Below are 10,778 nucleotides of genomic sequence, written 5' to 3' on the forward strand. Positions count from 1 at the left end.
CGCCGCGGCCAGACCGGCCGGGACCGCCGGGTGCGGACCGTCCAGCAGCTGCCTGACCTGCGTCTCCTTGCGGTCCAGGGGGCTCGTGCGCGCCTCCGCCGCCGCGTCGCGCAGGATCGCCACCGCCCGGTTGCAGACGGCCTCGACCCGCTCCGGGGGCAGCCCCAGCTGCGCGGCCGTGACCTCCTCCGCGACGCCCTCGTAGATCCGCATCACCAGCACCAGCCGCTCCAGCGGGCCCAGCGGCGCCAGGACCCCGACGCCCGCGGGCAGCCGGCGGGCGGTGCGGGCGTACGCGGCGCACAGCTCGGCGCGGGTGCGGTCGTACGGGTCGTCGTCGCGCAGCCGCGCCCAGTGGGCGTACGTACGGGCCAGCGCGCCGGCGAGGATCCGCCGGGCGGCGGGCGCCGCGTCCGGGGGCTCGGCCGTCAGCAGGGCGGCGACGTGCAGCAGTCGCCCCGCCGCGCCCGCGACGAAGGCCTCGAACTCCGCATCCCGCCCCGAACGCCGGTCCACAGCACACATGGTGGGGCCGGTGCCACCACCCCGGTCAAGGGGTCGGACACGGCCGGATCCGGCGCGTCGGGGCAGGCCGGGTCCGCTGCGCCGGGGCCCGCCGGGTCAGGAGGCCGGGCCGCCCTCGGAGGCGGCGGACATCAGCTCCGACAGGGAGCCGTTGAAACGGGTCAGCAGCGCGGTGAACACCTCGCGCTCGTCCTCCGCCCAGCCCTCCGTCACCCGGGCCATCAGCTCCCGCCGCGAGGAGCGGACCTCCTCCAGGCGGGCCAGCCCGCGCGGGGACAGCGCGAGCACCACGGCCCGGCCGTCCTCGGGGTGGGAGGTCCGCTTGACCAGGCCGCTGTCGACGAGCGGGGCGACCTGGCGGGTCACGGTGGACGAGTCGATGCCCATCCCGCCCGCGAGGGCCTTCACGCCCATCGGGCCTTCCAGATCGAGCCGGTTCAGCAGCAGGTAGGCGGCCCGGTCCATCGAGTTGCGGGCCTGGCCGACGCCGCCCAGGCGGGTCTGCTCGGCACGGCGGGCGAAGACGGCCACCTGGTGCTGGAGCGCGTCGAGGAGTCCGGCTCCGGCGGGCGCTTCGGCCGCCGTGGGCAGGTCGGAACTGGCCGGGATCGAGGGCATGGCCGTGGGCTCTCTTCGCATGGGGCCGACAGGGATGGGGGACAGAGTACGCGGCCGTGCGGCGGCTCGTACGCCGCGTTTGACAACTGATACGGCCGGGGGCGGCGACCGCCGGGGGAGTGTCCCGCATGGCGAGATTTCGCCGCTTGTGTGCCCCTTATGCGCCCCTTGTGAGCCTCTTCGCGGCCCGGGGAAACCCGCGCGCCGCTGCCGCCGGGCCGCGCGCGGGTGCCGCCCCCCGGCCGCGCGCCGCCGTCGCCCCCTGCCGGCGCGCCGCCGTCGCCCCCCGGCCCGCGCGCGGCGCCCCGGTCGGCGCGCCCCGGCCCGCCCGGGCTCCGTCCGTCCCTGAGCCGGGCACCCCGCGGGCTGCGAGACTGGCCGCATGAACTACCGCGTGCCCGTGCCCGTCCCGCAGGTCATCCTCGACGACGTCCGGGGGGCCCAGAAGATGCTGTCGGGCGTGTCCCGGGTGACGCCGATGGAGGGCAGCCGGCACCTGTCGGCCCTCACGGGCTCCCCCGTCCACTTCAAGTGCGAGAACCTCCAGCGCACCGGCTCCTTCAAGCTGCGCGGAGCGTACGTGCGCATCGCGGGCCTGCGCCCCGAACAGCGCGCCGCCGGGGTCGTCGCCGCCAGCGCCGGCAACCACGCCCAGGGCGTGGCGCTGGCCTCCTCCCTCCTCGGGGTCCGCTCCACCGTGTTCATGCCGGTCGGCGCCCCGCTGCCGAAGGTGGCCGCCACCCAGGAGTACGGCGCCGAGGTGCGCCTGCACGGCCAGGTCGTCGACGAGACCCTCGCCGCCGCCCAGGAGTACGCCGACCGCACCGGGGCGGTGTTCATCCACCCCTTCGACCACCGCGACGTCATCGCCGGCCAGGGCACGGTGGGCCTGGAGATCCTGGAGCAGTGCCCCGAGGTGCGCACCATCCTCGTCGGGATCGGCGGCGGCGGGCTCGCCGCCGGCGTCGCGGTCGCCGTCAAGGCGCTGCGCCCGGACGTGAAGCTGATCGGCGTCCAGGCCGCGGGCGCCGCCGCGTACCCGCCCTCGCTGCGGGTCGGGCACCCGGTGTCGATCGAGAACCCGAACACGATGGCGGACGGCATCAAGGTCGGCCGTCCCGGCGACGTCCCCTTCGCGATCATCGGGGAGCTGCTGGACGACGTACGGACCGTGTCCGAGGACGCCCTGTCCAGCGCCCTGCTGCTCTGCCTGGAGCGGGCCAAGCTGGTCGTGGAGCCGGCCGGCTGCAGCACGGTGGCGGCGCTGCTGAGCGAGCCGGAACTGTACGGGAGCGGCCCGGTGGTGGCCGTCCTGTCGGGCGGCAACGTCGACCCGCTGCTGCTCCAGCGGATCCTGCGGCACGGCATGGCGGCGGCGGGCCGCTACCTGTCGCTGCGGCTGCGGGTCGCGGACCGGCCGGGGGCCCTCGCCGGGCTGCTGGCGGTGCTGTCGACGGTGGACGCCAACGTGCTGGACGTCAGCCACGTGCGCACGGACCCGCGGCTCGGGCTGACCGAGGTCGAGGTGGAGCTGCAGCTGGAGACGAAGGGGCCCGAGCACTGCGCGGAGGTCGCCCGCTCCCTGCACGCGGCGGGCTACCAGGTCATGGACTGACGCCGCCCCCGGGCTCGTCCTGCGCCAAAACCGTGGCGGGACGCGATATGACGCGATACGGTGCCGGTGCGCCGGGCGAGCGCAGCCCGACGCCCCTAGGCTTTGCCTAGGAATGTCCAGAATCTACCGGCCCCATCGCTCAGGGAGAACCCCTATGCCAGGCGCCATATACGCCGAAGGCCTGGTCAAGACCTTCGGCGAAGTACGGGCACTGGACGGCGTGGACCTCGACGTCCCCGCAGGAACCGTCCTGGGCCTGCTCGGCCCGAACGGCGCGGGCAAGACCACGACCGTGCGCGTCCTGACCACCCTCCTCCAGCCCGACAGCGGCCGCGCCGTCGTCGCCGGGATCGACGTGCTCGAACACCCCAACGAAGTCCGCCGCTCCATCGGCCTCTCCGGCCAGTTCGCCGCCGTCGACGAGTACCTCACCGGCCGCGAGAACCTCCAGATGGTCGCCCGGCTCTACCAGATGAACGCCAAGGCGGCCAAGGCCCGCGCCGAGGAGCTCCTGGAGCGCTTCAACCTCGCCGACGCCGCCGACCGCACCGCCAAGACCTACTCCGGCGGCATGCGCAGGCGCCTCGACCTCGCCGCCGCCCTCGTCGTCCGCCCGCCCGTGATGTTCATGGACGAGCCCACCACCGGCCTCGACCCCCGCAACCGCCAGGCCCTGTGGGACGTCATCGAGGAACTCGTCGCCGGCGGCACCACCCTGCTGCTCACCACCCAGTACCTGGAGGAGGCCGACCGCCTCGCCCACGACATCTGCGTGGTCGACCACGGCAAGGTCATCGCCCGCGGCACCTCCGACCAGCTCAAGGCGCGGACCGGCGGCGAACGCGTCGAGGTCGTCGTCCACGAACGCGCCCACATCACCACCGCCCGCGAGGTCCTCGCCGGCTTCGGCAAGGGCGAGACCACCGTCGAGGAGCACACCCGCAAGCTCACCGTCCCGGTGACGGGCGGCGCCAAGCTGCTCGCGGAGGTCATCCGGGAGCTGGACTCCCGGGGCATCGAGATCGACGACATCGGCCTGCGCCGGCCCACCCTCGACGACGTGTTCATCTCCCTCACCGGCCACGCGGCCGAGCTGACCCCGGAGGAGAACGGCGGGAACGGCGCCCCCGCCCCCGTCCGCACCCCCGAGGAGGCGGCGAAGTGACCATCACCTCCCCGAACCCGAACCCGAACCCCGGACTCGCCGCCCCCCGCCCCGGCGGCGGCATCACCCAGGGCGCCAGGGACTCCCTGGTCATCGCCCGCAGGAACCTGATCCGCATGGTGCGGATACCCGAGGTCCTGGTCTTCGGCCTCATCCAGCCGGTGATGTTCGTCGTCCTCTTCAGCTACGTCTTCGGCGGCTCCATCGCCGTCGGCGGCAACACCTCACCGGCCGCCTACCGCGAGTTCCTGATGGCCGGCATCTTCGCCCAGACCGTCACCTTCGCCACCGCCGGCGCGGGCGCCGGCATCGCCGACGACATGCACAAGGGCCTCATCGACCGCTTCCGCTCACTGCCCATGGCCCGCGGCGCGGTCCTCACCGGCCGCACCCTCGCCGACCTCGTGCAGACCGCGCTGACCGTGGTCGTCCTCGCCGTCGTCGCCGTGATCGTCGGCTGGCGCACCCACGAGAACATCGGCAAGGTGCTCGCAGGCTTCGCCCTGCTGCTCCTGCTCGGTTACGCCTTCTCCTGGATCGGCGCCCTGATCGGCCTGTCGGTGCGCACCCCGGAGGCGGCCACCTCGGGCGGGCTGATCTGGCTCTTCCCGCTGACGTTCATCTCGAACGCCTTCGTCCCCTCCGAGAACATGCCGGCCTTCCTGCGGCACATCGCGGAGTGGAACCCCTTCAGCGCCACCGTGCAGGCGGCCCGCGAGCTCTTCGGGAACCTCCCCGAGGGTTATCCCGTACCGGAGGCGTGGCCCATGCAGCACCCGGTCATCGCCTCCGTACTCTGGTCGCTGCTGATCATCGTGGTCTTCCGGACCCTCGCGGTCCGCAAGTACCGCTCGGCGACCGCCTGAGCCGGCCGGGTCGGCGGAACGTGCGCGAGCCCCCGCCGGGACGGTCCGGCGGGGGCTCGCGCACGGGTGTGCGTACGGGGGTGATCAGCCGTTGAAGGGCTTGACGGCCAGGATCCTGACCGTGGCCTTCTTGCCGTTCGGCAGCTCGTACTGGGCGTCCTCGCCGACCTTCTTGCCGTTCACGCCCGCGCCCAGCGGGGACTGCGGCGAGTAGGTCTCGAAGTCGTCGGACGCGTACTCGCGGGAGGCCAGCAGGAACTCCAGGGTGTCGTCCTCGTCGCCGTCGAAGGCGATCGTGACGAGGGTGCCCGGCGCGACCTCGCCGCTCGCGGCGGGGGCCGTCCCGACCTTGGCGTTCTCCAGGAGCTGCGTGAGCTGGCGCACGCGCAGCTCCTGCTTGCCCTGCTCCTCCTTGGCCGCGTGGTAACCGCCGTTCTCGCGCAGGTCGCCCTCCTCGCGGGCAGCCGCGATCTTCATGGCGATCTCCGTGCGGGCGGGACCAGAGAGGTAGTCCAGCTCGGCCTTCAGCTGGTCGTACGCCGCCTGGGTCAGCCAGGTGACGCTCTCGCTCGTCTGGGTCACGGGTGCTCCTCGTCGGTACAGGGGACTACAAAGCCGCCAGCGGCGGGCGAAACCACGAGCCTAACAATTCGGGAAGAAAAGGGGGAGGACACCATGTGTATGAAGTGTGTCATTGGGCCCGGGGGGCACGCGTGGCCTCCCAGGCGGTGCTGGTGCCGAAGTACGTGTCGTAGAGGTCCTGGACCTCCAGCAGGCTCTCCGGGGGCACCTTCCCGTACCGGATGCGCTCCAGGTGGCGGAAGTACTCGAACCGCTCCACGCCGGGGGTGATGACCACCAGCATTTCCGCGTCCTCCCCGGGCGCGGCGGCGAAGGCGTGCTGCTGCCCCGGCGGCACGATGACCAGGTCGCCGGCCTCGGCGGTGACCACCTTGTCCCCGGCCAGCAGCTGGGCCGTCCCGTCGATCACGTAGAACATCTCGGCGGACCGGCCGTGGTGGTGGGGGCGGGCGCCGTCGGAGCCCGCCTTGAGGCTCACGCGCATGGTGGACAGGAACCCGCCGCCCGTGGAGCTGTCGGCCAGCAGCCGCAGGGAGGAGTCCGGCCCGTAGTGGATCTCCTCCGCGTCGGCGGCGCGGACGACGACGGAGTCGTCGAAATCCGGGATGAACAGTGACATGTCGGCTCCTGGGGCTGGGGCTGGGGCTGGGGCTGCTGGCGGGTGGTGCGGTTGGTGTGACACCCCAGTCGATACCCCGCCCGGGGCGGGCCGTGCACGCCCCGGGCGGCCGTGTGTCAGCTGTCAGCTCGTCGGGCGCTCGAAGTCGGTCAGGACGCAGCCGTCGACCTGGGCCTTCTGGATCCGGGATCCGGCCGGGGCGGTGAAGGCGGGCTCGCAGTCCAGGCGCAGGAAGCCCAGCTTGTAGAGCCCCTGGCGGATGGTCTTGCTGTTGGACTCCACGGCGACGTTCGTGCCGACCAGCAGCTTGCTCTGGGTGAGTCTGCGCTGCTGCCCCACCTCGGCGAGCTGTGACTCCTTGGACAGGGTCTGGAGGGCCTTCATGTCGGCGACGAGGTCCAGCCAGTTCAGGTTGTGCGCGCGCGTCGTTCCGCCGAGCTGCCCGCAGACCGCCCGCTGCTTGACGCCCGCGCCCTGGACGTCGCGGCCGACGACCGGCTGGTAGTCGATGGACGCGATGTGCTCGTTGGTGACCAGCATCTCCGTGCAGTCGACCGGCTTCGGGCTGACGAGCTTGCGGAGCTCCTCGATGCTGCCCGCGCTCGGCAGGGCCGGGCCCTTGACGGGGCTGCCCTTGGCGTCCCGGCTGTTGACGAAGTCGGTCAGGACGCAGCCGTCGACCAGGGCCTTCTCCTTCTTGTAGCCCTCCGGCACGGTGAAGTCCGGGTTGCAGACCAGGATGCGCAGGTCGGACTTGGCGAGGGCCAGGGCGGTCCCGGTCTTGTTCGCGGCGACCGTGAAGCTCTTGCCGTAGAGGACCTGGTCGTAGAGGCCGGCGTCCCAGTAGCCCTCGTCGAGCCGCTTCGTGACGTGGTCCTTCTCGGCCTGCTGGTGGGCCTTCATGTCCGAGACCATGGAGATGACGATCTCGCCCTGTTCCTTCTTGTCCGAGCAGACGCCGCGGGCGGTGATGGCCGCGGTGCCGACGGGGGTGTACCCGTCGAGGTTCACCCGGCTGTCGTTCGGGTCGCTGCTCAGGTTCTCGCAGGAGGCGTACTTCTGTACGTACGCCTGCGCCTCGGCGAGCGTGGCCGGCGCGGCGCCGGCGGCCGGGGCCGAGGGGGAGGCGGTGGCGGCGGCCGGGGTGCTCGGGGAGGGGCTCGCCGCGGCCGGGCCCGGCTTGGCGGGGTCCTCGCAGGCGGTGGCGAGGGTGGTGAGCGCGGCGAGGGCCGCGATCGCGGCGGATATCCGCTGGAGGCGCATGGAGTGTCTTCCGTCGGGCTGGACAGGGCGCGGGGGGAGTGGCATTGTTCTATGCTAAGCAGGGGTCCGGCGCCATGATTCAAAGACGGCGCGCCGGGCCGTGCGGGCCGGGATCCCGCCGCCCGGGACCCCTCGCGGGGCCGGGCTCCCGAGCCCGCGGCCACGCGCCGACGCCGGCCCGGCCGGTGACAGGGGCCTGCGGCTCCGGGTGCGGGTCCCGGGCTCCATGCGCCGGGTCCGCGGGGTCGGGGTCCGCAGCCTGGCTCGATGCGGCCGGTCCGCGAGGACGGGAGCCGGGTGCCCTGAGGTCGGGGCGTCAGCCCTTGGTGGCCGCCGGCTGGCAGCCGACCAGTTCCACCATCGTGGCGCGGCCCGTGGTCTTCAGGGTGACCATCTCGTCCACCCGCTTCGCGTCCTGCCCGAACGTGAAGTCCGCGCGGCCCACCTCGCCGTGCTGCTCGTCCTGGGAGCTGAGGGTGCACACGCCGGTGACCGAGGCCTCCTTGCGGACCTCCAGGTGCACCTTGACCTCGCTGTCGGAGACGATCTGGAACTTGATCACCTCGGCGCTGACGCTCTGCCCGCCGACGTAGTCCCAGCCGATCCAGCCGACCACGGCCAGCAGCCCGACCCCGAGGGCCGATCCGACGATCTTCAGCTTCCGGTCCGCGCGCTCGTCCGCCGACCGGCCGTACCGGCCCTCGGGGAGGCCTTCGCGCACCGCGCTCATGATCGTTTCCTCTCGTCGGGGAGGGGTGGGACACCCAGGAATTTTCCAACCCCCGATTCGGTCAATATAGAGGTTGACCGTCGCGCCGAATCACAGAGGATCCTGTCTTGACCGAGCAGCTTCGACTGATGGCCGTCCACGCCCACCCCGACGACGAGTCGAGCAAGGGCGCGGCCACGATGGCCAAGTACGTGTCCGAGGGGGTGCCGGTGCTCGTGGTCACCTGCACCGGCGGCGAGCGCGGCTCCGTGCTGAACCCCAAGCTCCAGGGCGACAAGTACATCGAGGAGAACATCCACGAGGTGCGCGCCAAGGAGATGGACGAGGCCCGCGAGATCCTCGGCATCGACCAGGAGTGGCTCGGCTACGTCGACTCCGGCCTCCCCGAGGGCGACCCGCTGCCCCCGCTCCCCGAGGGCTGCTTCGCCCTCGCGGACGTGGAGGAGGCCGCCGGCGAGCTGGTGAAGAAGATCCGCGCCTTCAAGCCGCAGGTCATCACCACCTACGACGAGAACGGCGGCTACCCGCACCCCGACCACATCATGACCCACAAGATCACGATGGTGGCCTTCGACGGCGCGGCCGACACCGACAAGTTCCCCGAGGCCGAGTACGGCGCCCCGTACCAGCCGCAGAAGCTCTACTACAACCAGGGCTTCAACAAGCCGCGCACCATCGCCCTCCACGAGGCCCTCCTCGCCCGTGGCCTGGAATCCCCCTACGGCGAGTGGCTGGAGCGCTGGAAGGAGTTCGAGCGCAAGGAGCGGACCCTGACCACCCACGTCCCCTGCTCCGACTTCTTCGAGATCCGCGACAAGGCCCTCATCGCGCACGCCACGCAGATCGACCCGGACGGCGGCTGGTTCCGCGTCCCCATGGAGATCCAGAAGGAGGTCTGGCCCACCGAGGAGTACGAGCTCGCCAAGTCGTTCGTCGACACCTCCCTCCCCGAGTCCGACCTCTTCGCGGGCATCCGGGAGAATGCCTAGCTATGAGCGCTACGCAGGCAGCAATCACCCAGTTCCTTCCGCTGGCCGCCGACACCTTCGACAAGAACAAGGTGACCCCGGGCCTCCTCGGGTTCGTCGTGTTCGCCGCACTCGCCCTCGGCGTGTGGGGCCTGATGAAGTCGATGAGCAAGCACATGGGCCGCGTCGACTTCGAGGAAGCCCCCGCGCCGGCCGCCGCCGCCCCGGCGGCCGACGCCTCCAAGGCGTAGGACCCCGCACCACGGTGCGCGAAGCGCCGCCCCGCCCGGCACGACCGGGCGGGACGGCGCGCCGCTGCGCCCGTGGGCGGGCGTCGGGACGCGGCGCACCGTCCGCTGCGGGCGAGCCCGACGCGCGGCCGGGTCCCGGACAGCGGCTCCCCGGCGGACCGGTCCACACCCATGACCTCCCGCGTCCGCCCGGCAGGCCCGCGATCGCCCGCGTCCGCCCGGCTAGGGCAGCGGTACGCCCATCACCTCCCGCGCCCGCAGGTTCGGGACCAGGCCCAGCCGCCACGCCTGCCAGCCCTCCGCCGGGTCCACCCCGCGCGCCAGCACCACCCCGTACGTCTCCAGGCAGTCCTCCAGCCGGCCGTCCCGCAGCGGATGCGGAGCCGCCGCCAGCCGGGCCAGCTCCAACCGCGCCTCCTCCACCGCCGAATCGCCCGCGCCCGCGTACGGCAGCATCGTGCAGCGAAGGAACCGGCGCCCAGTCTTCCCCGGCGCCGGCCCCCGTACGACACGAAACAGCCGCACCGGGGTCCTCCGCAAAGCCCGACCGCCTGGGGAACCCGCCCGTTCCCCGCGTCGACCGCCGCCAGTTCCACGCAGGTCCACCCCCTCCCCCGTGCGCCAGCCCAATCCGCCGAAAGTCCGCCCGGCGCGTCCAACCAGCAGCTTGCCGGCGCGAAAACCGGAGTTGCCGCAGGTTTCCCCGTCTGCCGCCGCCCGGCTGGGTCCCGCGTCACCCGCCCCGAGTGTGTAGCGGGCGTGCGCCAGCCCGTACACGTCCCGCATCCGCGAGAACATCGTCCGGGCCCGCTCCAGCTCCCGCACCGCCCGGTCCCGCTCGCCGTCCTCCTCCAGCGCCTGCCCCAGGTAGTACAGCGTCCACGCCTCGCCCCGCGCGTCCTCCGCCAGCCGGTGCCGCGCCAGCGCGTCCCGCAGCCGCTCCAGCGCCGCCTCCGGATCACCGTCCACCACCCGGGCCCGCCCCAGCTGCGTCAGCGCCCACGCCTCGCCCCGGTCGTCCCGCGTCCGCCCGTACAGGCCCAGCGCCAGCCGCAGCTCCTCCTCCGCCCGCGCCACCCCACCCGTCCGCAGGTACACCTGCCCCAGCTGGAAGTGCGCCCACGCCTCGCCGTGCACGCTCTCGCTCTCCCGGTGCAGCTCCAGCGACCGCTCCAGCAGCGCCAACGCCTCGCCCAGCCGCCCCCGGTCCCGCTCCACCGCCCCCAGCGCGTGCAGCGCCCACGCCCGGTCGCCCGCCAGCTCCTCCCGCTCCTGGAGCACCAGCGCCTCCCGGATCCGCGCCGCAGCCTCCGGCAGGTTGCCCTGGTGGTGCAGCGTGATCCCCAGCGACACCAGCGCCATCCCCGCACCCGCCTCCTGCTGCGCCTCCCGGTACTGGTCCACCAGCGACGTCAGCGTCGTGCGCGACTTGTCCAGCTCGCCCAACTGCCGCGCCGCGATACCCGTACGCCACTGCACCGAACGGTTCAGCCGCCCCTGGTCCACCGCCCGCGTCAGCTCGTTGATCTCACCCAACCGGTACAGGTCCCCGCGCAGCAGGCAGAAGTCGCACAGC

The 10,778-nt window shown here is 72.9% G+C and carries 10 protein-coding genes and 2 pseudogenes; 5 read left to right on the forward strand and 7 right to left on the reverse strand.

The window, feature by feature from the left end; genetic code table 11:
- Positions 1 to 108: 108 nt before the first annotated feature.
- A pseudogene (locus SSNG_RS44025) lies at positions 109 to 525 on the reverse strand (RNA polymerase); the annotation flags it as partial.
- 96 nt (positions 526 to 621) lie between these two features.
- Positions 622 to 1,143, reverse strand: a complete 522-nt coding sequence (locus SSNG_RS22105) for a MarR family transcriptional regulator (protein WP_007266115.1) — start codon at positions 1,141 to 1,143, stop codon at positions 622 to 624.
- 382 nt (positions 1,144 to 1,525) lie between these two features.
- On the opposite strand from SSNG_RS22105, the gene ilvA reads away from it, so the two are divergent.
- The 3 genes from ilvA to SSNG_RS22120 all read left to right on the forward strand — a co-directional run bounded on the left by ilvA (position 1,526) and on the right by SSNG_RS22120 (position 4,789).
- Complete coding sequence (gene ilvA / locus SSNG_RS22110) at positions 1,526 to 2,758, forward strand: threonine ammonia-lyase (protein ID WP_007266116.1); 1,233 nt, start codon at positions 1,526 to 1,528, stop codon at positions 2,756 to 2,758.
- A gap of 154 nt (positions 2,759 to 2,912) precedes the next feature.
- Positions 2,913 to 3,923: a daunorubicin resistance protein DrrA family ABC transporter ATP-binding protein gene (locus SSNG_RS22115; protein ID WP_007266117.1), complete on the forward strand. Its 1,011-nt coding sequence runs from the start codon at positions 2,913 to 2,915 to the stop codon at positions 3,921 to 3,923.
- 62 nt (positions 3,924 to 3,985) lie between these two features.
- On the forward strand, positions 3,986 to 4,789 hold the full coding sequence (locus SSNG_RS22120) for an ABC transporter permease (protein ID WP_050779898.1): 804 nt from the start codon (positions 3,986 to 3,988) through the stop codon (positions 4,787 to 4,789).
- Positions 4,790 to 4,873: 84 nt separating this feature from the next.
- Here SSNG_RS22120 and greA read toward each other — a convergent pair whose 3' ends face one another.
- The 4 genes from greA to SSNG_RS22140 form a co-directional block, all read right to left on the reverse strand.
- Positions 4,874 to 5,371, reverse strand: a complete 498-nt coding sequence (gene greA, locus SSNG_RS22125) for a transcription elongation factor GreA (RefSeq protein WP_007266119.1) — start codon at positions 5,369 to 5,371, stop codon at positions 4,874 to 4,876.
- 109 nt (positions 5,372 to 5,480) lie between these two features.
- The gene (locus tag SSNG_RS22130; protein WP_007266120.1) at positions 5,481 to 5,990 is read right to left on the reverse strand and encodes a cupin domain-containing protein; all 510 of its coding nucleotides are present in this window, start codon (positions 5,988 to 5,990) and stop codon (positions 5,481 to 5,483) included.
- 123 nt (positions 5,991 to 6,113) lie between these two features.
- Positions 6,114 to 7,253 (reverse strand): hypothetical protein, encoded by a 1,140-nt coding sequence (locus SSNG_RS22135; RefSeq protein WP_042801643.1) that lies wholly within the window; start codon positions 7,251 to 7,253, stop codon positions 6,114 to 6,116.
- A gap of 316 nt (positions 7,254 to 7,569) precedes the next feature.
- Positions 7,570 to 7,983 carry a DUF4307 domain-containing protein gene (locus SSNG_RS22140; protein WP_007266122.1) on the reverse strand — a complete coding sequence of 138 codons (414 nt, stop codon included), beginning with the start codon at positions 7,981 to 7,983 and terminating at the stop codon, positions 7,570 to 7,572.
- A gap of 107 nt (positions 7,984 to 8,090) precedes the next feature.
- Here SSNG_RS22140 and mca point away from each other — a divergent pair, with 107 nt between their 5' ends.
- A complete protein-coding gene (gene mca, locus SSNG_RS22145; RefSeq protein WP_007266123.1) occupies positions 8,091 to 8,972 on the forward strand; it encodes a mycothiol conjugate amidase Mca in 882 nt (293 codons plus the stop codon).
- A 2-nt stretch (positions 8,973 to 8,974) separates the two neighbouring features.
- On the forward strand, positions 8,975 to 9,202 hold the full coding sequence (locus SSNG_RS22150; RefSeq protein ID WP_007266124.1) for a hypothetical protein: 228 nt from the start codon (positions 8,975 to 8,977) through the stop codon (positions 9,200 to 9,202).
- 222 nt (positions 9,203 to 9,424) lie between these two features.
- Here the strand turns inward: SSNG_RS22150 and SSNG_RS22155 are convergent.
- Positions 9,425 to 10,778: pseudogene (locus SSNG_RS22155) on the reverse strand (tetratricopeptide repeat protein); the annotation flags it as partial.

The sequence above is a fragment of the Streptomyces sp. C genome (genome assembly GCF_000158895.1).
GTDB lineage: Bacteria > Actinomycetota > Actinomycetes > Streptomycetales > Streptomycetaceae > Streptomyces > Streptomyces racemochromogenes.

Excerpts from the sequence above, each read along its gene's own strand:
- SSNG_RS22140 (WP_007266122.1), bottom strand. The coding sequence starts at position 7,983 with ATGAGCGCGGTGCGCGAAGGCCTCCCCGAGGGCCGGTACGGCCGGTCG.
- SSNG_RS22130 (WP_007266120.1), bottom strand. The coding sequence starts at position 5,990 with ATGTCACTGTTCATCCCGGATTTCGACGACTCCGTCGTCGTCCGCGCC.
- SSNG_RS22105 (WP_007266115.1), bottom strand. The coding sequence starts at position 1,143 with ATGCCCTCGATCCCGGCCAGTTCCGACCTGCCCACGGCGGCCGAAGCG.
- SSNG_RS22115 (WP_007266117.1), top strand. The coding sequence starts at position 2,913 with ATGCCAGGCGCCATATACGCCGAAGGCCTGGTCAAGACCTTCGGCGAA.
- SSNG_RS22135 (WP_042801643.1), bottom strand. The coding sequence starts at position 7,253 with ATGCGCCTCCAGCGGATATCCGCCGCGATCGCGGCCCTCGCCGCGCTC.
- ilvA (WP_007266116.1), top strand. The coding sequence starts at position 1,526 with ATGAACTACCGCGTGCCCGTGCCCGTCCCGCAGGTCATCCTCGACGAC.
- SSNG_RS22150 (WP_007266124.1), top strand. The coding sequence starts at position 8,975 with ATGAGCGCTACGCAGGCAGCAATCACCCAGTTCCTTCCGCTGGCCGCC.